Consider the following 21,353-nt stretch of genomic DNA (forward strand, 5'->3'; position numbering starts at 1 on the left):
CACGCACAAGAGCCGAGGCAGAACATGGCAAAGGACATGGAACGCGCAGGACGGCGACCAGCCCGCTGTTCGGGCATCGGCCGGTCGCTTCCGCCTGTTCAGCGCTGCGGGATCTGCTGCGGGATCTCCGGATAATCGGCATCGTTCAGCACCCAGCCCGGCTGCATCGAAAAGTCCAGCCGCGGCGGGCAGAAGATGTCCACCAACGCATTGCCGCCCGCGCCGCTGGCTTCGGTGGTGTGGATGACCGGCGGCGGGATCACCAGCGACGAAGGCGCGCCGACGGCGATGTGGCGATCCTCGCGCCAGTCGCTGCGGTCGACGGTCCAGGGCCAGCGCAAGTGGTGGGTGAAGCTGCCGGCCAGCGCCAGCGAACATTGCTCGAAATCGTCATGGTGATGGGGCGACAGCTTCCCGGGGTCGCGCGGGCCTTGCTGCAGGTCGAGGAAATTCACCATGAAGGTGGTGCAGCGGAAGATGCGGCCGAACCGCCCCTCCTGCGGCGGCACGTCCAGATCATAGGCGCGGATCCTGAGCCCGCCGGCCGGCTCGGGCCAGGGCTCGAAGGGCGGGATATGGCTGCGCCCGGCCGCATAGGCATCGGCATTGGGACACAGGGCGACCAGATCCGCGGCGGCGGCGGTGAACAGCCGGACCACCCTGCCCCCTTCCGGCAGCGTCACCCGGCTGTCGCCCGGCGGCACGAAGGCGATGGAATTGCCGGCGACCTCGCGGCTGTCGCCATTTGCCTCGATCAGCGCCGGCTGGTCGGGCAGCAGCACGACATATTCGTCCGGCTGGCCGGCGCGGGCGAAGCCGGCGCCCGGCTGCGCCTCGGCATAGGCCAGCACGAAATTGCAGCCGCGCTGATACCAGACCTTGCGGCCATGGGCGTCTTCCTGCGGCGGGGTCTTGTCGAACTCGGCCAGCTGCTCCTTGGCGATCAGGCCGGTGCGGGCCGGGGCCGAGGCGGCGGCGAACAGGGCCGCGCGGGGATCCTTGTCCTTGTACATGGGGAAATCCTTTCCTGTCAGCGCGGGCTCAGGCGCGGCCCGCCGCGATGATCCGGCGCGCGCCCTTCATCAGCAGCGCCTGGTCCGAGCCGCAGACGAAGACGCTGACGCCGCGGTCGCGCCAGGGGGCGATCTGGCTTTCGTCGCCGACGAACAGGCCCGCGGCGACGCCGGCCCGCCGGGCGGCGGCGATCACCCGGATGATCGCCGCGTCAAGCTCGGCCGAGGGGAAGCCGCAGCCCAGCGATTGCGACAGATCGGCGGGACCGACGAACAGCACATCGGCATCCGGCACGCCGGCGATGTCGTCCAGCCGGTCCAGCGCCGCCTTGTCCTCGATCTGCAGCATCACCACGGTTTCGGCGTCGCTTTGCGCGGTATAGGCCGGGACGGCAAGGGTGCCGTAATGCCCCGCGCGCGGCGAAGACGACAGGCCACGCGACCCCCGCCCGAACTTGACCGCGGCCATGACGGCCTCTGCCGTGTCGCGATCCGCGACATGGGGCACCATCACCCCCGCGCAGCCCAGGTCCAGCAGCGGCGAGATCCGCGCCGGCGACTGGCCCCAGCAGCGCGCGACCAGGGGCAGCCCGACCGCGCGCGAGGCCAGCGCAAGCTGGTCCATCACCCCCAGGTCCAGCGGCGCATGTTCCTGATCCGGCACCGCGAAATCCAGCCCGGCAAGACCCAGGATCTCGACCACATGCGGCGAGGGCGTCTTGACGAAGCTGCCGATGACGGTCTCGCCGGCGTTGATCCGTGCCTTCAGCCCGCTCATGCTTCCAGCCCGACCAGCTCGGCCCCGACGGTCGTGGTCATCTTGCGGATGTCGGCATCGCCATAGCCCAGCCCGATCAGCATGGCGATCATCTGCCGCATGCCCTCGACCGGGTTCGGATTGCCGGTCTGGCCCAGATCGGTGCCGAAGAAGGTGTTGTCGACCCCCGCCGCCTCGATCACCGCGCGCAGGTGATCCTGGTCGAACAGCTGGAAGGTCGAGGGGATGAACATGCAGACCGAATGCTCCATCCTGACCCCCATGCCGACCAGATGCGCGACATCCTGAAGGCTGCAATCGTTCACATAGGTCGGATGGTTCAGGAACAGCCGCTTCACCCCGCGCGCCTTCGCCTCCTCATAGAACGGCAGCAGTTCGCGGGCGTGATGGTGGCCGCCCGAGACCACGGCATCGGCCTCGGCGATCAGGTCGAGGATATGCTTGACCTCGTCGCGCACCGCGCCCTTTTCGTCGGTCAGGGTCAGCGGGACGGGGGCGACCGTCTTCTTGCTGTTCTGCGGGAACTTGAAACCGGGCTTCTGGGCCTCGTGCTCCATGTGGTTCCGGGCATGGGCGGTCGCCATCCAGACCACGCGGGCACCCTGCTTCAGCGCATAATCCACCGCCGAGGGGTTCAGCCCGCCCAGCGGATTGTTCAGCACGATCGAGCCGATGGCCCGGGTCCGCAAACCCATGTTCTGATTGATCAGCGTCGCCAGCGGCATGGTCGGATAGTAGTGATCCTTGAGCAGCACGGCGGCCATGCCGGCCTGATCCGCCTCGCGCAGGGCGGCGATATGATCCAGCTTGCGCGGATGCAGCGAGGGGCCGGAATGGACGTGCAGATCGACCGCGCCCTTCATCAGGTCGTCAATGCGGCTTTGTTCGGCAGTCATCTGTTTCTCCTGACTGTTTCGCCCGGCGCCAGCGGCGCGGGAATGTGGTTGCGCCAGACCTGATCGAGGACCGGCATCTCGGCAAAGCTGCGGCGGGCATCGGCCGCACGCCCGATCAGATCGCGGGCGCTTGCGCCCTTGCCGGCGCAATAGGCTTCCAGATCGGCGACGGCATCGCGGATGACGTCCCAGCCGCGCAGCATCACGGCCGAGGACAGCCCCACCGCCGAGGCGCCCGCCAGCATCATCCGCGCCACGTCATGGCCCGAACAGGCGCCGTTGATGCCGATCAGCGCCCGGTCCGGGCCCAGCGTCGCCCGGCTCATCGCCAGCCAGTGGCAGGTCAGCGGCAGGTTCCAGTAGCCGCCGATGCCGCAGCTGGTGCCCAGCATCGGCTGCATGGTCTCAAGATCGGGGACCAGCCCCAGCGCCCGCCCGGCGATCACCGCGCTGTCCGCCCCGGCGCCGAGGGCGGCGGCGACAAGGTCGGGAACCCGCTCGCTCTGGCCCGACAGCTTGACCCAGACCGGAATCGACACCGCCGACGTCACCGTCCCGACCAGCTCTGCCACGCGAGCCGGCGAAAGCTCGGTGCTGACCGCCCCCTTGGCGGACTGGCTGGCATAGGGCGTGCCGATGTTGAACTCGAAGACCCGCAGGCCGGCATCCTCGACGGCGCGGGCGCGGCGGACGGCATCCTCGATCCCCGCCATCACCACCGAGGCGACCAGCACGCAATCCGCCTGACGGGCCGCCGCATCCATCCGCCGCGCCTGATCCAGCCATTCCCCGAGCGACAGCGGGGTCAGGCCCGAGCGCGTCAGCAGCGTCGCGGCGCGCGGCGCCCCGGCGCCCCAGTCCAGCCGGTTCCAATGCGCATCCAGCGCGACATATTCGGCCTGCAAAAGCTGTCGCTGCGCCGCGGCCGAATCGTTGCCGGACTTCATCACCACCGCCCCTGCCCCGGCGGCGATGGCCGACAGGATCCCGGCATCGTCGATCAGATGTTCGCCCGATGCGGCGATGACCGGGTTCTTCAGCCGGGTCCGGCCGATCTGCACCGAAAGATCGGTCATCCCGCCACCCCCAGCACGCGCGGCAGGAACAACGAGATTTCGGGGAAGACGGTGATCAGCGCCAGAACGAACAGCGCGATCCCGATCATCGGCAGGGCGCTGTAGGCGATCCGCTCCATCGGGCGGCCGGTCACGCCGGCGATGACGAACAGGCACAGCCCGACCGGCGGGGTGACGAAACCGACCAGCACGTTGAAGACCACCATGACCCCCAGATGCACCGGCTCCAGCCCCAGAAGATTGCCGATGGCCATCAGCGCCGGCACCGTCAGGATCAGCACCCCGATGGTGTCGAGGAACATGCCCAGAAACAGCAGGATCACGTTCACCATCAGCAGGATCACGTATCTGTTGTCCGAGACCCCGGTCAGCAGCGCCACGGTCTTTTGCGGCAGTTGCTCGATGGCGAAGATGAAGCCGGCGACATTGGCGACCGCGACCAGGAAATAGATCGCCGAGCTGATGATCGCCGTGGCGACGAAGGCCTCCTTGAGGAACTTCCAGCTCATCGCGCGATAGACGACGGTGGCGATGACCAGCGCATAGATGGCAGCCACCGCCGCCGCCTCGGTCGCGGTGAAGATGCCGCCCCGGATGCCGACCACGATGATGACCGGCAGCAGCAGCACCGGAATCGACTGCCAGCTGCCCCGAAGGATCGCGGCCAGCGATTGCTTCGCCGCCTTGGGATAGCCGCGGCGATGCGCGATCCAGACCGCATAGGCCGACAGGAACACCGCCAGCATGAAGCCCGGCGCCAGCCCGGCAACCAGCAGCTGCGAGATCGAGGTGCCCGACAGCGCGCCATAGATGATCATGGCGATCGAGGGCGGCACCAGCGGCGCCATCAGCGACGAGACCGCGATCAGCGCCGCCGAATAGTCCACGTCATAGCCCTGCCGCTTCATGTCCGGCACCATCACCGTGCCGATGGCCGCCGCGTCGGCCGCTGCCGAGCCGCTGACGCCGCCGAACAGGAAGCAGCCCCAGACCGCCGTCAGCGACAAGCCGCCCCGGAACCGGCCGACGATCGAGTTCGCGAAGCCGATCAGGCGGCGCGTCAGCCCGCCCACGTCCATGATCGCGCCCGCCAGCACGAAAAGCGGGATCGCCAGCAGCACGAACATGTCCATCCCCGCCAGCATCCGCTGCGGCAGCACGATCAGGAATTGCGTTTGGCCGGTGAAGTAGAAATATCCCAGCGCGCTGATGCCAAGCACGAAGGCGATCGGCATGCCGATGGCCAGCGTCAGAAAGAAAATCGAGCCGAGCCAGATCACAACGCTTCCTCCGCGCCCATCGGATGCTCTTCGGATTTCTCCTGCCGCGCGATGCCGAAAAATTCGTTCAGCGCGACATGCAGCGCCAGAAGCAGCGCGCCCACGGTGATCGCGACATGGACCCAGAACATCGAGAACCCGAGCGCGGTCGCGGTCTGCAACCGCGTCATCCAGGCGAATTTGGTGCCGAACCACAGGATCGCCGCCAGAAAGACCAGCATGAGCAGACCCGAGAGCAGATCCGCGGCCCGCCGCAGGCCCGCCGGCAGACGGTCCACCGCCAGCCGCATGCCCAGGAACTGGCCGCGGGAATAGCTGAGGCCGGCGCCGATCATCACGATCCAGATCATCAGATAGCGCATCGCCTCTTCCGACCAGAACAGCGAGCTGTTGAAGACATAGCGCCAGACGACCTGCATGCTGCCGATCACCAGGATCGCGGCGATCCCGGCGAAACAGAATGCTTCCACGGCCGCGACATAGGCGCGCCAGAGCTTGGACATGGGTTTCTCCGTTGAGAGCGCGGATGGAAGCGCGCGGGACCAGCCCGCGCGCGCCGGCGCTATTGTGCGGCCGGGGCCAGCTTTTCCGCCGCCGCCGCGAAATCGGCGATCAGCGGATCGGCGGCCTCGTATTTCTGGACCACCGGGGCGAAGGCGGCCTGCAGCTCGGCCCTGAACGCATCCGACGGGGTCACGACCGGGATATCCAGCTCGGCCAGATGCGCCTTGATCTGCTCGTCCAACGCCTTGACCGCCATCACCTGCGGCTCGACGATCTCGTCGGCGGCCTGGCGCATGATCTGCTGCTGTTCGGGCGTCAGCGAATTGAACTTCATCTGGTTGACCAGCAGGAAACTCGGCCAGAAGTAATGGCCGGTCAGCGTCACGCCCTTGGCGATTTCATAGTATTTCTCGCTCTCGATCGAGGTCAGGTTGATCTCGACCGCGTCCAGCGTGCCGGTTTCCAGCGCCGAATAGACCTCGCCATAGGCCATCGGCGTCGGGTTCACGTCCACGGCCTGCCAGGCATCCAGAAACATCCGGTTGGGGGCGACGCGGGTCTTCTTGTGATGCATGTCGGCCAGGCTTTCGACCGGCGCACCGACGGTCAGGAAATGGCGCTGCCCGCCGTCATAGACCCCCAGGGCGACCATCATGTGGTTTTCCAGCCGATCCATGATCGCCCGCGCCTCGGGGGTTTTCGCCATGGCGGCGAAGCCTTCGTAATCGGGGATCAGCCCCGGCAGCTGAAAGGCGTCGATCGACGGTTCCAGCGTCGAATAGGCCGAGGTCGAGTTCACCGTCATGTCGACGGTGCCGAACTGCACGCCCTCCATCAGCTCCTTCACGTCGCCAAGCTGGCGCGAGGGAAAGATCTCGATCTTGATGTCGCCATCCGACAGCCGCTCGACCGCCTCCTTGAAGCGCACGGCGGTATCGTGGATCGGATGCTGCTCGAATACGGCATGGCCCAGCCGCAGCGTGACGGGATCGGCCCAGGCCGCTGTCGAAAGCAGGCTTCCCATCAGGATCAGGGCGGCGGATTTCATCATGTTTCTCTCCTCCTATGTTCCCTGTCAGGGAACGCTGTTCTCATATTGACACGACAAAGCAAAGGCGTCAACACAGAGAGGAGGAGCAAATTCTTGGGGAAACACATTGGAAAAGGTCGAGACCGTCCGGGCCGCCGACACCTGCCTGCGCATTCTCGAACGTATCGCGTTCGCCGATTCGCCCGTGGGCGTGACCCAGATTTCCGCTGATGTCGGCATCGCCAAGGGGGCCGCATTCAAGCATTTGCGCACGCTGATCGAACACGGCATGGTCGTTCAGGATCCGGTCACCTCGCATTACGCGCTGGGGCCGAAGCTGTGGCTGATGGCGCAGCAGGCGCCGGCCGGCGCAAGCCTGGCCGAACTGGCCCTGCCCCTGATGCGCGCCACCCGCGACGAATTGGGCATGGCCGTGGTGCTGAGCATTCCCGCCCCCCGCTCGGCCTTCATCCTGGCGACGGTCAGCAGCAACCAACCCATCGAGATCGGGGTGCGTCCCGGCAGCGAACTGAGCCTGCATTCCTCGGCCCAGGGCAAGGTTTTCCTGGCCTTCGGTTCCCCCGAACTGCTGGACACCCTGCCTGAGACCTTGCCGCAGGTGACCCCGAAAAGCCTCATCTCGAAAGCGGCGCTGGCGGCGCAGCTCGACGGCATCCGCGCCGCCGGCTACGCGACCGCGCCCGAGGAATCGCTGCTGGGCATCAACGCCATCGCCGCGCCGATCCTGAGTCCGCAGAACCAGCTTCTCGGCAGCATCGGGTTGATCGCGTCGATCCAGCACCTGGGGGCGGCCCCGACCCCGCCGCAGCTCAAGGCCCTGTTCGCGCTGACCCGCGAGATCGGGCTGCTGGCCAGCCGATAGCGGCTTCGCCGATATCGGGAACCGCGGCGGGCAATCCGGACAGCCCACCCGATGCGGCAAGGCCCGGCACCTGCCGCCGACCCCGGCCGGAACGCCATGGCCCGCCCGCATTTCCGGAAATTGCCAATTGGCAATTTTTCACAGCGGGTTCTTCTCGGCATAGCTGCGGAAGAAGGCCAGAAAGGCCCGGTCCGGGTCTTTGGCGGGATCCTTGCCGGCGCTCCAACTCCGCCATTCGCCCTCGACGAAATAGATGTCATAGCCCGGATGGCGCAGGCGCGCGGTCTCGTATGTCGAGCTTTGCAGGGCGGGGCCGCGGGCATCCAGCCATGCCGGCCGCGGCCGGGCGCCCTGCCCCGCCGAAATCTGCCCCGCCGAAACCTGCTCGGTGCGGCCCTCGGCCTTGACGCGCCGACCGACCTTGGAGAATTGCAGCGCCCGGTCGGCGGCGCCGCTGGCATCGCCGTCCTTGCGCCACCAGCGCATCTCGGCATGGGTGACGGCACGGCCGGTCTTGATCGGCGCGATCTCGACCATGTAGTCGGAAAGCGCGTTCACCTCGGCCACGGCGGGATCGATCGCCCGCAGCTTGAGATTCGACCAGGACGACAGCTTACCTTTCGGGACGCCCATGATGCCGCGCAGCGCCTCGAGCGTGAAGCGCTCGGACGCCTTCCAGCGCAGGTTTCCGCGCTTCTGCACCATCTCGTAAAGCGTCAGCGCGTATTTCGAGGACAACGCGAACATCACCTCGCGCTGCAGGCGGGCAAAGACCTGGCTATTGCGGATGATCTTGCGCAGCCGGGACGGGATCTCGTATTCCAGCAGCCCGTCGGCCCGGCCGCTTTCCAGGTTGCCGCCCAGCAGTTGCACCCGCTCGATGGCCGGCTCGCCGTCCCAGATCACCGCCACCTTGACGATGGCCGACATCAGCCGTTCCAGGCTTTCGCCCACCCGGTCGTTGGAATTGTGGCTGCCCCGCAGCGCCGATTTCGCGATGACATGGGTGACCGGCTTGTCGATGGCATCCCAGGCATTTTCCAGCAGCTGGTTATAGATCCGGCGGTCGTTCAGGGTCAGCGGCGTCACCTCGATCAGATCGACGAGCTCGCCCGGCTTGATCAGGCTGTCGGCATTCGGCCGCGCTTCCACTGTTTTCATCGCCGACTCGGCCATGTTCCCCTACCCCGTTTTCCTTACTTTTGTATCGGAAACGACGTAAGTTCTCAAGCGATCCGGCAAGGGCTGCGGGCGTTGCACCCAAAATGTAAGCAACGCCGCGCGCGCCTTGCCCAAGGTGATTCGCAGCCTGTTGCTTTCGTTGGAAATTTCCATGCACCGCGGCGCTTCTGCAACCCGCACCCGATGCGTAAGGTTTCGACCGCACCCGGGACGTAAGGCCACCCCGCCCGATCCGTAAGGCCAACCATCCCGGGACGTAGCGCGAATCGTCCCCAAATGTAAGTATGCGGGCGATTTCGGCTTTTCAAGCAATGGCTTGCTGCAGACGAACCCTGAATCCATGAATCAGAAAATTCCGGTGGGTGGTTTATCCACAGGATTCCGGGAAAACCCACGTCCCGGTCGGTCGTTAACCTTACAGATTGGGATGATTCTTAGGGTCTGGCTTCCTTCCTGCGACGCAGCCGGCCCGGGTTTGCCGTCCGGTGACAGATCACGGCGAACTTCCGGTTTTTGTGGAATCGGCGCTCAAAATCCGAACTTTACGAAATGCGCCGCTCTCGGCATAGTACCGCAAACGAGCAGAGAAGATATCCCATGAACCCCGTCGTTCCCCCCGTCACCCTCGAGGAGCTTTCGGTGCTCAGCCGCCGTGCCTCGACGGTCATCGAGCGCCTGCGCGAGCGGGTCTTTGCCCCCGGCACCCAGAAAAAGCTGGAGGTGCTGTTCAATGTCCGTTCCGCGGCGGAAATGGTCGGCCGCTCGGAAAAGGCGATCAGGGATGCCGAGGCCGATGGCAGGCTGCCCGAGCCGACCAAGGATGCCGCCACCAACCGCCGCAACGGCTATACCCTGGCCGAGGTGAACCGGATGCGCGAGGTGTTCGGCACCAGCCCGCATCGTGCGCCCGAGGATCCGCCGCTGGTCATGGCGGTGCAGAACTTCAAGGGCGGCGTCGGGAAATCCACCCTGGTGGTGCATCTGGCGCAATATTTCGCGCTGAAGGGCTACCGGGTCTGCGTTATCGACTGCGACTCGCAAGCCTCGACCACGGCGGTTTTCGGCCTGAATCCCGATGTCGATGTCGATGAGGACGAGGATACGCTCTATCCCTTCCTGCAGCATGGCGGGCCCAAGACCCTGCATTACGCCCTGCGCGCCACCTATTGGCCCGGCATCGCGCTGATCCCCGCCAATCTGGGGCTTTACGACGCGGAATATGAGTTCGCGGCCCGCATGGCCCGGGATCCGGCCTTCATCCTGGACCGGCTGCGCGACGGGGTGGCCTCGATCGCGGATCAGTTCGACATCATCCTGCTGGATCCACCGCCGGCCCTGGGCATGCTGTCGCTGTCGGTGCTGCGCGCCGCCAATGCGTTGCTGATCCCGGCGCCGCCGAACAATATCGACTTCGCCTCGACGGCGCATTTCCTGAAGATGATGGAATCCACCCTGGCCGAGCTGGCCCGGCATGGCGGCGCCCGCGAATACAGTTTCGTCAAGATCCTGACCTCCAAGATGAACGATCAGAAATCGGCGCATCAGGCGATCAAGCGGATGATGGATGCGGTTTTTCCGCAAGACATGCTGAACGCCTCGCTCAAGGATTCCGCCGAGATCGACAACGCCACCGCCAATCTGATGACCGTCTACGAGCTGACCGGACCGGCGACCCGGACCGAGACCCACAAGCGCTGCCGCGCCTATCTGGATGCGGTCGGGCGCGAGGTCGAACTGCTGATCCGCAAGACCTGGCCCAGCCATCACCGCCAGCTGCGCAAGGAGGGCCTGCTGTGAGCAAGCGCCATGATGCGATTTTCGACGACGTGCTGAAGGATCTGTCCGAACCCGCGGCCCTGGACAAGGGCGGCGCGCGGTTTCTCAAGCGGCAGAACGCGCTGACCGACAGTGGCGAACGCGAGGAAAAGGTGCTGCGCTGGGTCGATCCGGCCAGCTGCGTGATGTGGCAACGCCATAACCGCGCCTATGACCTGCTGTCCGAGGAGAACTGCCGCGACCTGATCGACAGCCTGAGGGCGCAGGGTCAGCAGGAGTTTCCCGCCATCGTGCGCCGGCTGCCGGCCGGGCAGGGGTCCGAATACGAGGTGATCTGCGGCGCGCGCCGCCATTTCGCGGTCAGCTGGCTGCGGGCCAACAACTACCCGCAGTTCCGCTATCTGATCGAGGTCCGTGACCTGACCGACGAAGAGGCCTTCCGCCTGGCCGATATCGAGAATCGCGACCGGGCCGATCTCAGCGATTACGAAAGGGCGCGGGACTACCTGCAAGCCCTGGAGCTTTATTACGGCGGCAAGCAGAAGGCGATGGCGACGCGGCTCGAGGTCTCCGAGGCCTGGCTCTCGCGCTATCTCTACCTGGCGCGGCTGCCGCGGCAGATCGTCGATGCCTGGCCGCAGATCACCGAGCTTAAAGAGCTGCATGCCCGCAGCCTGCGTCCGATGCTGCAGGATGCCGGGGACAAGCTGCTGGCAGAGGCGGCCGCCATCGCCGACCAGCAGGCCGCCGCGCGGGCCGGTCAGGCCGCATTCATCGCCGTTCCGGCGGTGCTGGCCCGGTTGAAGGCGGTGGCCTATGGCCCGAAGCCGGCCCGCGAGGACGAGGTGATCGAGACCGGCGGCCGCCAGGGCAGGGTGACCGTCGCGCGGCGCGGCAGCAAGGTCCGGATCGAGTTCCGGCAGGACATTCCCCAGGACCAGTTGCGCACCGCCCTGGAGGATTACCTGCGGCGTCATGGCTGAAATTGCCAATTGGCAATTTTCTTCGGGGCGTGACGCGATGTGCCGGTCGGGGCGGCGTTGACGACCCGGCCAGCGGGCGCGAGGTCCGGTCCGGCGGACCGGCCACCTGCGCATGATCGGTGCGCCGGATGCCTAGCCCAGCAGATCGGCGGCGGGGTTCTCGGCGATCTCGACATCGGCGTAATAGCGCTGCGCCTGCTGGACCGAGCGATGCAGGCTCAGCTGCATGGCGGCGGCGAGCGGGGCGCCGTCCAGCGCCGCCTGGGTTAGGAAGCCGGCGCGCAACCCGTGCGGACTGGCGAAATCCGGCGGGTAGCCGGCCAGAACCAGCCGGTGCCGGACGATCTCGCGCAGCCCGTCCGCCGACAGCCGCCGCTTCAGCACCCGGTCGGCCTGGCTGACCGGGCGGAACAGCGGTCCTTCGCTGATCCGGGCGGCGGCGATCCAGCGCATCACCGCGCGGGCGGCCCGGCCCTTCAGCGGCAGGCGCGGCGCCCGGTCCTGGCCGGTGGTCTTGGTCGCCAGCAGCCGGATGCGGATCAGCCCCTGTTCGGCAAATTCCCGGGCGTCGATATCGTCGTGGCTCAGCGCCACGATTTCCGAGCGCCGGCGGCCGCCGGAGGCCCAGCCCAGCATCAGGCAGGCGCGGTCGCGCATGCCGCGATGCGAATGGTCGCAGCTGGCCAGCATCGCCTCCAGAACCTCGCGGGTGATCGGGTTGTCCGACTTGCGATGCCGCGGCCGCGCGGCGGCCCGCCGGGCGCGGCCGCGCGCCTGAGCGATCAGCGGGCTTTCAAAGGGCGAGGCCAGGTTGCGCATACGGTGGAAGGCCCGCCACGAGGCGATGCGGCGGTCCAGGGTCGCCGGGGCAGGGCAGGCGAGGCTGCGGCGCAGCCCGGCGGCGATCAGCGCCTCGGCGGCGGCGCGGGCCGGTCCCTGGGCCTCGCTCAGGTCGGCGGCGTGGTCGAGCAGGAACCGCAGAGCGACGTCCTGGCGTTCGGGCCATTCCAGCGGCTGGCCGAAGGCGGCCTGTTTCCAGGCGGCGACATAGGCCAGGTCACGTTCCCAGGCGCGCAGGGTGTTTTCCGGCGTGCCGCGGCGCCAAAGATCGCTCAGCGCTTCGGCTTCGGCCGGCGGCAGGGCAGGGGGGGCCAGCAGATCCATGCCGGCATTCTGGGGCGGCCGGGCCGGATCGTCAAGACTCCCGATAAGCGGACCTTATCGCGGGTAATGGGCAAGGATCCTTGAACCGCATGTAATCCGCATCATGGACGAATTTTGCCGATAGCTTGCTTTAACGGCAGAAAAACACTGGCAAGATCCCCGGCGGAACGCCTTCCGCCATATGCATCCGGCGGCGCTTCCCGGCCCGGCCCGGTCTGGTCTGGTGCCGCAACGCGCCGATCTGGGCGACAGGCGGTTGTCGTGCCCGGAACCTCCGGATGGGCGGTTCCGAGCGGCCGTCAGGATGCCCACGCCCCTGTTGCCGGCGATGTCCCGTCGATGCCGACGGCCTGCAAGGCGACCTGCCGGCCGACCGTGCGTGGTCATGCGGGTTTCCGGTGCTCCGCCGCCCGACCGCTCGCCGGGGGATCGGCAAGCAGGTTCTGTTCTTGCCCGGTTTCGCAGGGCGGGGCATCGCATGTGCTCGTCCTGCGACAGGCCATTCCGGCGGCCTTCTGGTCGTAATGGCGCAGATACCAGTCGACGAAATCCTGCACACCCTTGCGGATCTCGGTGCCGGGCGACAGCCCTGTCAATCGGTGCAGCGTCGAGGTATCGGCCCAGGTCGCGGGCACGTCGCCCGGCTGCATGGGCAGAAGCCTGCGGATCGCGGGCCGGCCGGTCGCCCGTTCGACCGCGGCGATCAATTCGCCGAGCATCACCGGGTGAGAATTGCCGATATTGACGGCCCGCCACGGCGCCACCGGGGAAACGTCCTCATCCCGCTCGTCCCGCTCGTCGCCTTCCGGCGGCGGCGTGTCGATCAGGCCGCGGATCGCCGCGATCAGGTCGTCGACATGGGTGAAGTCGCGCTGCATCTCGCCGCGGTTGTAGACGTCGATCGGCTCGCCGCGAAGGATCGCCCGGGTGAACTTGAACAGCGCCATGTCGGGCCGGCCCCAGGGGCCGTAGACGGTGAAGAAGCGGAACATCGTCACCGGCAACCGGTAAAGATGGGCATAGGCATGGGCCATCGCCTCGGTGGCCTTCTTGGTCGCGGCATAGAAGGACATCGGATGGTCGGTCCGGTCGGTTTCGCGCCATGGCATCCGCTCGTTGGGACCGTAGACAGACGAGGTAGAGGCCAGCAGCATGTGCCGGGGCGGCATCGCCCGCGCGGCCTCCAGCAGCTCGAAGGTTCCGACGATATTGCTGGAAAGATAGGCGCGCGGCTGGTCGATCGAATGCCGCACCCCGGCTTGCGCGGCCAGGTGGACGACGATCTCGGGGCGGTGGTCGCGGAACATGCGCTCCAGCAGGCCGGGGGTCTCGATGCTGTCGTTGACGACCGAGAAGGCCGGATCGGCCTCGAGGATTGCCTGGCGCTGCCGCTTCAGGGCGGGGTCGTAATAATCCGACAGGTTGTCGATGCCGGCCACGCTGAACCCGTCCGCCAGCAGACGGCGGCAAAGGTGGAAGCCGATAAAGCCGGAACAGCCGGTGATCAGGGCGCGGCGCATCAGCTGGCTCCGAACCGGTCGCCGCCGCCGATGCGGCTGGGATGCAGCCAGTCGGCCGCTGCGCCATCCGCGGCCGGGTTTTGCCCGGCATCGACCTGCGCCACCCGTTCCGGCGACGGATCGACGCCCGTCGCCTCGCCGTTCTGCGCCAACAGGGCCGCATTCGCCAGCCCCGCATAGCCAGGCTTCGCCAGCGCGCTTCTCATGGCCGGGCCACGTCTTCGCGGCCGCGGGTGGCCGGCCGGTGCTGCGGCGGTTCGGGCGCGGCCAGTCCCCGGCGGCCCGAGCGGCGGATCAGCCAGGCCGCGCCCAGCAGGTCGGGAATGCCCACCAGCCCGCGCGCGAGGTTCGAGTATTTCGAGCGGCCGCTGCGGCGCGGGCGATGGGTGACGTCGACGGTCTCGACGCACCAGCCCTCGCGCAGCATCATCGCGGGCATGAAGCGGTGGATGTGATCGAAGAAGGGCAGATCCAGATAGGCCTCGCGCCGGAACGCCTTGAGCCCGCAGCCGGAATCCCGCACCCCGTCGCGCAGCAGCGCGCCCCGGACGCCATTGGCGAAGCGCGAGGCCAGCCGTTTCGCCAGCCCGTCCTGCCGCACCGCCCGTTGGCCCTGCACCAGTCCCAGACTGGGCGCATCGGCCGCGAAGGGTGCAAGCAGCAGCGGGATCTGATCGGGCGGGTTCTGTCCATCGCCGTCCAGCGTCACGATCAGCGGCGCCCGGGCCAGCCGCACGCCGCTGCGGATCGCCGTGGATTGCCCGCGCGAACGGGGATGGCGGTGCAGGCGCAGGCGCGGCATCCGCGCCGCCAAAGCCTGCAGGATGCGGTCGGTGCCGTCGTCCGATCCGTCATCGACCACGATGATCTCATGGTCGCGGCCGGCCATCGCAGCGGCGATCTCGTGGATCAGCGGCTCGACGGCGACGGCCTCGTCGCGGACGGGGATGATCACCGAAACGTCGGGGAGCATGTCGTTCATCCGGGGTTCCTTTCAGCCGGAGGGGCGTCCGCCACGGACCAGATCCCGTAATCGCGATTGCGGAACAGGATCGTCTCGCGCGGAGGCCAGGATGGGGTGGCAAGGTCGGTCCGGCCGGCGATCAGCCCTTGCGGATGCCGCGCGGCCCAGGATCGCAGCGCGGCCGGATCGAGCAGTTCGGCGACCGGCTCGGTCAGCCGGGCGGCAAAGTTGAATTCGGCATGATAGGGGGCGCCGGCAAAGGCCAGCCCGTCGGCGCGATGCGCCGCCAGCCGGGCGGCGATGGGGCCGGCGTCATAGACCCGCGCCGTGCGGGTGGTGCCGATCAGCAGGTTCGTGGCCAGCAGCAAACCCAGCGACAGGGTCATCGCCCCCGCTCCGCCCCGCCAGCGCATCGCCATCCAGCACAGGGCGGCGGCCAGCAGCGCCCAGGCCAGGAAGGTGCTGGCAGGATCGAAAAGCGTCCGCAACCGCAGCGGCAAGGCGCCGAAGCCTGCAGCCACCGCGGCCAGGCCGGCCAGACCGACGGCGATGATCGCCGGTTGCAAGGCGAATCCGGGGGCGTTCCGCCCCAGCCGTGCCGCGATCAGCGCCAGCGCGGGCAGTTCCGGCACCAGGTAATGCAGCTGTTTGCCGCTCGTCAGGCTGAACAGCACCAGCGCCGCGCCGGTCCAGATCAGGCAAAGCCTCAGCCCGCGATCCTGCCGCCACGGGGTCCGCCAGCCCTCGCGCCATAAGCCCGGGCTCCAGAGCAGGGGAAAACCAAGCACCGGCAGCAGGGCCAGATACCACCACCAGGCCCGGGCATGGGCAAAGGATCCTGCCAACCGCCCGGCGCTTTGATGCCACAGGACGGCCTCGCGCCAGGCCGGGCCGCCAAGCACGGCCGCCGGCACCAGCCACAGCGCAACCAGCCCCAGCGCCACCACGATCGCGAAACCCAGGCCTGCCGGAAGCTCGCGCCAGCGGATGCCGGTCCCGCTCCATAGCGGCAAAAGCAGCGCGGCCGGCAGCAGGTGGAACAGGATCACCGGCCCCTTGGTCAGCACGCCCAGGGCGATGGCGGCGCCGAAGCCGGCCCAGGTCTGCCAGCCGCCCGGCCTGGCGGCGTCCAGCGCGATCAGCCCGGCCAGAACCGCCACGGTCAGCGGCACGTCGAACATGGTCAGGCTGCCCGACAGGGCAAAGACCGCCAGCCCGGCAAGCGCCATGGCCGCGCGACCGGCCGCGTCCCGGTCCCCGGGCCAAAGCCGATGCGCCAGCCGCGCGACCAGCCAGATGGCCAGGCAGGCGAAAGCCGGCCCGACCAGCCGGGCGGCGAAGCCGCTGACGCCGGTCGCCAGCCAGACGAGGTTGATCGCCCAGAACAAGAGCGGCGGCTTGTCGCTGTAAAGCGCGAAGTTCTTGCTGGGCACCAGCCAGTTGCCGGTGCTGTGCATCTCCCACGCGACGGCCAGATAGCGGGTCTCGTCGATGGGGACCGGCGGGCGCAACAGCAGCCCCAGCGCGGCCGTCAGCAGCAGGCAGCCCATGGCAAGGGCGACCGGATGACGGCGGATCATGCCGGCTTTCCCTGGCGCGTGCCGCGTCCGATCAGCATCAGGTTGCGGGTATAGATCACCAGGCCGCTTGCCTGCCCGACGGCGAAAACCGGGTCGCGCCGCCAGATCGCATAGGCAAGCAGCGTCGCCCCGCCGGCAAGGCTGAACCACCAGAACGCCAAGGGCACGACGCTGCGGCGGGCGCGCTCGCTCGCGATCCATTGCACCAGAAAGCGCGAGGTGAAAAGAAGCTGGCCGAGGAAACCGATCCCGAGCCAGATGGTATTTGCCGTCATCATGCGTCATCCTTGTGCCGCCCGGCCGGTCCCGTGACGCGGGCGCTTTCGGCGCGTTTCCTGGGACGTCAAGATTACGGTTCGCTTACGAAGAGAGGCGCGGATGAGATTGCTAGCTGTCGAGGACGAGCCGGATCTGGCCGAAGCCATCGGCGCTTATCTGCGCGCGGCCGGCCATGCCATTGATCTTGCCGGCAGCGCCGAGGATGCGGCGGCGGCGCTGGCGGCGACCGATTACGACCTGGTGCTTCTGGACCTGGGACTGCCGGATGGCGACGGGCTGGCGCTGTTGCGCGATCTGCGCGGACGCGGCGCGCGCGTGCCGGTGCTGGTCGTGACCGCCCGCGACCGCATCACCGAAAGGATCGCCGGGCTCGAGGCCGGTGCGGATGACTATCTGGTCAAGCCCTATGACCTGGACGAGATGCATGCCCGCATCCTGGCCATCCATCGCCGTGCCGCCGGCACGGCCGAGGTCGAGCGGCGCTTCGGCCGGCTGACGGTCCTGCCCGAGCGGCGTCAGGTGCTGCTGGACGGCCGGCCGGTCCACCTGACCCTGCGCGAATGGGCGCTGATCGAGCGGCTCAGCCGGCGTCCCGACATGACCACCAGCCGCGCGCAGATGGAAGACGCGCTCTACGGTTTCGGCGACGAGGTGGAAAGCAACGCCATCGAGGCGCATGTCAGCCGGCTGCGCGCCAAGCTGGGGCGGGATGCCATCGTGACCGAGCGCGGCTTCGGCTATCGCATGGGGCGGGCCTGATGCGGCGCGCCAGCCTGTCGCGGCGCGTCGCGCTGTTCACCACGCTGGGCCTCGCGGCGGTCTGGGCGGGGGCGGTGCTGATGATGTCGGCGGTGCTCCGGTCCGAACAGGACGAGCTTTTCGACCAGCAGCTTGTCCAGACGGCGCATGTGCTGCTGCCGCTGGTGGAGCAGATGCATGCGCAGGACATCCCGGTCGAGGTGCCGCAGCCCGCGATCTCGATGGACGAGGCGCTGGTCTATCGCCTGGTCGCGCGGGACGGCCGGGTGCTGTGGCAATCGGAACTGGCCGGCCGGGCGACCTTGCCCGACGCCGCCGGCCTGACGCCCGGCCGCGTGGTTCCCGCGCCGGGTTACCGGCTTTATGCCACGCCCTTCGACGCCGCCGGCCACGCCTTGCAGATCGCTGCGCCTCTGGCCGAGCGGCGCGAGGCCTTCCGCGAAGGGATGACCAGCTTTCTGCTGCCGATGGTCGCGCTGTTGCCGCTGACCTGGCTGATCGTCGGCTGGATCTCGCGGCGGTCGCTGGCGCCGCTGCGCGAACTGGGGGCCGAGATCGCGGCCCGCGACGGCAGTCGCCTCGACATGATCGACGCCGGCGACTGGCCCGACGACCTGGTGCAGATCGCCGGCGTGGTCAACGGCTTCATCGCCCGGCTGTCGCAGGCGCTGGAGGCCGAGCGCGCCTTCGCCACCAATGCCGCGCATGAATTGCGCACCCCCGTCGCCATCGCCCTGGCCCAGGCTCAGCAATTGCGCGAGACCGCGACCGCGCCAGAGCAGGTCGCCCGCCTCGATGCGCTGGAGCGTGCCTTGCAGCGGATGCGGCGGCTGGTGGCGCGGCTGCTGCAACTGGCCCGTGCCGATGCCGGCCTTGGCGATTCCGCGGAAGTCCATGACCTGGCGGCCCTGACCCGGCTGGTCCTTGCCGAACGCGCGCGGTCGGACACCGCCCGGCTGGCGGTCGACCTGCCCTCCGGGCCGGTCATGGCGCGCATCGACCCGGATGCCTTTGCCATCGTGCTGTCGAACCTGATCGACAACGCCTTGCAGCACAGCCCGCCCGACAGCCCGGTCCGGCTGCACCTGCGGCAAGGCGCCGTGCTTGAGGTCGCGAACAAGGGCGCGGCCGTCGCCGCCGCCGACCTGGCCGGGCTGACTCTGCGCTTCGCCCGGCACCGGGGGGACGGGTTCGGCCTGGGCCTGCATATTTGCCAGCAGATCGTTTCGGCGGCCGAAGGCAAGCTCGAGTTCATCTCGCCCGCCCCTGCCCGCCGGGACGGCTTCGTGGTGCGCGTCACCCTGTCGCCGGCGGTCGGGAATCCCTAGCCGCAAGCCGGGATCGGGCCCCGACCCGGCCCGGCCCGGCCGCGACAGCAGGACCGGCGGGGGCTGTCCGGGCTTTTCCCAAAGGCGGGTCGATCCGGCGGCGCGACAGCGACCTTGCCGGCGGTTTTTCCACGACCCGCGGCGGCATCGGCGGCATCCGGGCGGGTGTCGAGGGCCGCCGGGATGGCCACCCGCGCCAAGCCCGGACGGACGGCGGCGTCGCATCCTGCCCCGTCACCCGCCGCTTTGCTTCCCTGCGGCGGGCCGGTTCCACCACAGCTCGCGGGGTGCGGACCGGGCCCGGCCCGGCAGGATGATTTCGGCCTGTTCGCCGCCGCCGTCGCGGGGCGAAAGGCGCAGCTCGCCGCCCATCGCCTTGACGGCCGCGGCGACGATGGACAGGCCCAGCCCGCTGCCGCCGCCCGAGGGGCTGGCCGCGCCGCGATAGAAACGCTCGGTGACATGGGGACGGTCGGCCTCGGCGATGCCGGGGCCGCGATCCAGCACGCTGAAGCGCACCGCCTCGCCCGCGCGCAGCAGCCGCGCGTCAACGGCGGCCCCGGCGGGCGAGGCGAGGATGGCGTTTTCCGGCAGGTTGCGCAGCGCCGGCGCCAACAGGGCCGCCTGGGTGGTGCGCCATTCCGCCTGGCCGGTTTCCAGCCGCAGCGCGACGCCGCGCGCCTGCGCCAACCCGGCGAGTTCGTCGGCCACCTCGGCAAGGATGCGCGCGCCGTCCTGCGGATGCGGCTGCGCCGCGTCGATGGCGTTTTCGGCCGCGGTCATGTCCAGAAGCTGCCGCACCAGGCGATCGGTGCGATCGACGCCCCGCGCGATCTGCGCCAGCGCCCGTCCGCGCGTCGCCGCGTCGGGGGCCAGCGTCGCGACCTGGGCCTGGGTCTTCAGCCCGGCCAGCGGTGTCTTCAGCTCATGCGCCGCGAAGGCGGTGAAGCTGCGCTCGCGCTCGCGCAGCCCCTCGACGCGGTGGAACAGGCCGTTCAGCGCCTCGATCATCGGGCGCAGCTCCGAAGGCGCGCTGCCCTCCTTCAACGGGCTGAGATCGGTCGCGGGGCGGCGCGACAGCGCCTGGGCCAGCCGGTCCAGCGGCGCCAGCCCGCCGCGCACCGCCAGCCAGATCAGCGCCGCCAGCAGCGGCAGGATCAGCATGGCCGGGGCCAGCAGCCCCATCACCACGCCATGCACCAGCCGGTCGCGGATGAAACGCGCATCGCCGACCATGACCCGGATGCCCAGGTCCGCGTCGACATGGGTATAGACGCGCCAGACCTCGCCATCGACCTCGCGTTCGCTGAAGCCTTGCTGCTCGGCCAGTTGCCCAGAGGGCGCGCCGTCGGATTCGCTTTTCAACCGGCCGTCGAACCCCCAGACCTGGCAGATGAGCTGGCGGGCGAAGTCATGACCGCCGGTATCGGGCAGGGCCGGCGCCTCATCGACCAGCGCCGCCGCGTCGGGGCCGGCGATGCCGCCGTTGCGGCGGATCAGCGAGGCGACCATCTGCGCCGATTCCTGCAGCCGCCGGTCCAGCACATGGCCAAGCTCGGTGCGGGTCGAATGCTGGATCCAGACCACGGCGGACAGCCAGATCACCCCGGTCGCGGCCAGCAGGATGACGAACAGCCGCCTGCGGATCGAATTCATCCTGCTTCCCCCTTCTTGGCGGGATTCCCCAGCCGGTAGCCGGCCCCGCGCACTGTTTCGATGAAGGCCGTGCCGAGCTTGGCGCGGAGCTTGTGGATATGGACCTCGACCGTGTTGCTCTCGACCTCACCCTGCCAGCCATAGAGCCGCTCTTCGAGGACGGATTTGGCCAGGATGGCGCCGGGATGCTCGATCAGGGCCTGGAGGATGGTGAACTCCCGGCGCGAGAACGGAATGGCGTCGCCGTTCCGCCTGCCGCGCATGGTGGCCGGATCAAGCGCCAGCCCGTTCCATTCCATCACCGCCGAGGCGCGGCCTTCCTGCCGGCGCAGCATGGCGCGCAGCCGGGCGGCCAGTTCCGCAAGGTCGAAGGGCTTGCCCAGGTAATCGTCGGCGCCGGCATCCAGGCCGCAGACCCTGTCGCGCACCTGATCGCGGGCCGTCAGCAGCAGGACCGGAATCCGCGATCCCGCGCCCCGAAGATCAGCCAGCAGCTCCAGACCCGAACCGTCGGGCAGCATGATGTCCAGCACCATGCCCGCGAAGCCGCCGCCTTGCAGCGCGGCGCGGGCATCGGCCAGGGTGGCGACGGTATCGACCGTGAACCCCGACAGGCGCAATCCGACGCCAAGCCCGTCGGACAGGACCGGATCGTCCTCGACAATCAGCAAGCGCATGGATGTGTTTCCCCGTATTCCGCGA

21 protein-coding genes are annotated in these 21,353 nt (G+C 68.4%); 5 read left to right on the forward strand and 16 right to left on the reverse strand.

Translation table 11 applies throughout. The features are described from left to right. Positions 1 to 98 precede the first annotated feature (98 nt). From ACFOMP_RS11505 to ACFOMP_RS11535, 7 genes are read right to left on the reverse strand one after another with little or no spacing between them, the layout of a single operon-like run. The gene (locus tag ACFOMP_RS11505; protein ID WP_379030600.1) at positions 99 to 1,013 is read right to left on the reverse strand and encodes a hypothetical protein; all 915 of its coding nucleotides are present in this window, start codon (positions 1,011 to 1,013) and stop codon (positions 99 to 101) included. A 28-nt stretch (positions 1,014 to 1,041) separates the two neighbouring features. Continuing rightward, positions 1,042 to 1,791 (reverse strand): HpcH/HpaI aldolase family protein, encoded by a 750-nt coding sequence (locus ACFOMP_RS11510; RefSeq protein ID WP_379030603.1) that lies wholly within the window; start codon positions 1,789 to 1,791, stop codon positions 1,042 to 1,044. After that, on the reverse strand, positions 1,788 to 2,687 hold the full coding sequence (locus ACFOMP_RS11515) for a DUF6282 family protein (RefSeq protein WP_289896900.1): 900 nt from the start codon (positions 2,685 to 2,687) through the stop codon (positions 1,788 to 1,790). Before ACFOMP_RS11515 ends, ACFOMP_RS11510 begins: the two co-directional genes overlap by 4 nt. After that, on the reverse strand, positions 2,684 to 3,763 hold the full coding sequence (locus tag ACFOMP_RS11520; protein WP_379030606.1) for a dihydroorotate dehydrogenase: 1,080 nt from the start codon (positions 3,761 to 3,763) through the stop codon (positions 2,684 to 2,686). The genes ACFOMP_RS11515 and ACFOMP_RS11520 overlap by 4 nt, the downstream gene beginning before the upstream one ends. Beyond that, a complete protein-coding gene (locus tag ACFOMP_RS11525; protein ID WP_379030609.1) occupies positions 3,760 to 5,043 on the reverse strand; it encodes a TRAP transporter large permease in 1,284 nt (427 codons plus the stop codon). Before ACFOMP_RS11525 ends, ACFOMP_RS11520 begins: the two co-directional genes overlap by 4 nt. After that, a complete protein-coding gene (locus ACFOMP_RS11530) occupies positions 5,040 to 5,546 on the reverse strand; it encodes a TRAP transporter small permease (protein WP_289896897.1) in 507 nt (168 codons plus the stop codon). Before ACFOMP_RS11530 ends, ACFOMP_RS11525 begins: the two co-directional genes overlap by 4 nt. Positions 5,547 to 5,605: 59 nt before the next feature. Further along, positions 5,606 to 6,598, reverse strand: a complete 993-nt coding sequence (locus ACFOMP_RS11535) for a TRAP transporter substrate-binding protein (protein WP_379030612.1) — start codon at positions 6,596 to 6,598, stop codon at positions 5,606 to 5,608. A gap of 106 nt (positions 6,599 to 6,704) precedes the next feature. Here ACFOMP_RS11535 and ACFOMP_RS11540 point away from each other — a divergent pair, with 106 nt between their 5' ends. Further along, on the forward strand, positions 6,705 to 7,460 hold the full coding sequence (locus tag ACFOMP_RS11540; protein ID WP_379030615.1) for an IclR family transcriptional regulator: 756 nt from the start codon (positions 6,705 to 6,707) through the stop codon (positions 7,458 to 7,460). 138 nt (positions 7,461 to 7,598) lie between these two features. Here ACFOMP_RS11540 and ACFOMP_RS11545 read toward each other — a convergent pair whose 3' ends face one another. Continuing rightward, the gene (locus ACFOMP_RS11545; RefSeq protein WP_379030618.1) at positions 7,599 to 8,621 is read right to left on the reverse strand and encodes a replication initiation protein; all 1,023 of its coding nucleotides are present in this window, start codon (positions 8,619 to 8,621) and stop codon (positions 7,599 to 7,601) included. 618 nt (positions 8,622 to 9,239) lie between these two features. On the opposite strand from ACFOMP_RS11545, the gene ACFOMP_RS11550 reads away from it, so the two are divergent. Both ACFOMP_RS11550 and ACFOMP_RS11555 read left to right on the forward strand, forming a co-directional pair. Then, positions 9,240 to 10,439 carry an AAA family ATPase gene (locus tag ACFOMP_RS11550; protein WP_379030621.1) on the forward strand — a complete coding sequence of 400 codons (1,200 nt, stop codon included), beginning with the start codon at positions 9,240 to 9,242 and terminating at the stop codon, positions 10,437 to 10,439. Next, on the forward strand, positions 10,436 to 11,401 hold the full coding sequence (locus ACFOMP_RS11555; RefSeq protein WP_379030624.1) for a ParB/RepB/Spo0J family partition protein: 966 nt from the start codon (positions 10,436 to 10,438) through the stop codon (positions 11,399 to 11,401). Before ACFOMP_RS11550 ends, ACFOMP_RS11555 begins: the two co-directional genes overlap by 4 nt. 132 nt (positions 11,402 to 11,533) lie before the next feature. Here the strand turns inward: ACFOMP_RS11555 and ACFOMP_RS11560 are convergent, their stop codons facing one another. The 6 genes from ACFOMP_RS11560 to ACFOMP_RS11585 all read right to left on the reverse strand — a co-directional run bounded on the left by ACFOMP_RS11560 (position 11,534) and on the right by ACFOMP_RS11585 (position 16,907). Further along, positions 11,534 to 12,565: a tyrosine-type recombinase/integrase gene (locus ACFOMP_RS11560; RefSeq protein WP_379030627.1), complete on the reverse strand. Its 1,032-nt coding sequence runs from the start codon at positions 12,563 to 12,565 to the stop codon at positions 11,534 to 11,536. Between the two features lie 383 nt (positions 12,566 to 12,948). Further along, entirely contained in the window at positions 12,949 to 14,085 is a 1,137-nt protein-coding gene (locus ACFOMP_RS11565; protein WP_379030630.1) for an NAD-dependent epimerase/dehydratase family protein, read from the reverse strand. Continuing rightward, positions 14,085 to 14,291 (reverse strand): hypothetical protein, encoded by a 207-nt coding sequence (locus tag ACFOMP_RS11570; protein WP_379030633.1) that lies wholly within the window; start codon positions 14,289 to 14,291, stop codon positions 14,085 to 14,087. The genes ACFOMP_RS11565 and ACFOMP_RS11570 overlap by 1 nt, the downstream gene beginning before the upstream one ends. Next, positions 14,288 to 15,067 carry a glycosyltransferase family 2 protein gene (locus ACFOMP_RS11575; RefSeq protein WP_379030636.1) on the reverse strand — a complete coding sequence of 260 codons (780 nt, stop codon included), beginning with the start codon at positions 15,065 to 15,067 and terminating at the stop codon, positions 14,288 to 14,290. Before ACFOMP_RS11575 ends, ACFOMP_RS11570 begins: the two co-directional genes overlap by 4 nt. Further along, entirely contained in the window at positions 15,064 to 16,629 is a 1,566-nt protein-coding gene (locus ACFOMP_RS11580; protein WP_379030639.1) for an ArnT family glycosyltransferase, read from the reverse strand. The genes ACFOMP_RS11575 and ACFOMP_RS11580 overlap by 4 nt, the downstream gene beginning before the upstream one ends. After that, positions 16,626 to 16,907: a lipid-A-disaccharide synthase N-terminal domain-containing protein gene (locus ACFOMP_RS11585; RefSeq protein ID WP_289896886.1), complete on the reverse strand. Its 282-nt coding sequence runs from the start codon at positions 16,905 to 16,907 to the stop codon at positions 16,626 to 16,628. Before ACFOMP_RS11585 ends, ACFOMP_RS11580 begins: the two co-directional genes overlap by 4 nt. Before the next feature lie 100 nt (positions 16,908 to 17,007). On the opposite strand from ACFOMP_RS11585, the gene ACFOMP_RS11590 reads away from it, so the two are divergent. Further along, the gene (locus ACFOMP_RS11590) at positions 17,008 to 17,667 is read left to right on the forward strand and encodes a response regulator (protein ID WP_379030643.1); all 660 of its coding nucleotides are present in this window, start codon (positions 17,008 to 17,010) and stop codon (positions 17,665 to 17,667) included. Beyond that, entirely contained in the window at positions 17,667 to 18,995 is a 1,329-nt protein-coding gene (locus tag ACFOMP_RS11595; protein WP_379030646.1) for a sensor histidine kinase, read from the forward strand. The genes ACFOMP_RS11590 and ACFOMP_RS11595 overlap by 1 nt, the downstream gene beginning before the upstream one ends. A gap of 234 nt (positions 18,996 to 19,229) precedes the next feature. On the opposite strand, the gene ACFOMP_RS11600 is transcribed toward ACFOMP_RS11595, so the two are convergent. Both ACFOMP_RS11600 and ACFOMP_RS11605 read right to left on the reverse strand, forming a co-directional pair. Further along, entirely contained in the window at positions 19,230 to 20,651 is a 1,422-nt protein-coding gene (locus ACFOMP_RS11600; protein ID WP_379030649.1) for an ATP-binding protein, read from the reverse strand. Next, positions 20,648 to 21,328 (reverse strand): response regulator, encoded by a 681-nt coding sequence (locus tag ACFOMP_RS11605; protein ID WP_289896882.1) that lies wholly within the window; start codon positions 21,326 to 21,328, stop codon positions 20,648 to 20,650. Before ACFOMP_RS11605 ends, ACFOMP_RS11600 begins: the two co-directional genes overlap by 4 nt. Positions 21,329 to 21,353: the final 25 nt, after the last annotated feature.

Origin of the sequence: Paracoccus simplex (assembly GCF_042648325.1) — a bacterium.
Classification (GTDB): domain Bacteria; phylum Pseudomonadota; class Alphaproteobacteria; order Rhodobacterales; family Rhodobacteraceae; genus Paracoccus; species Paracoccus simplex.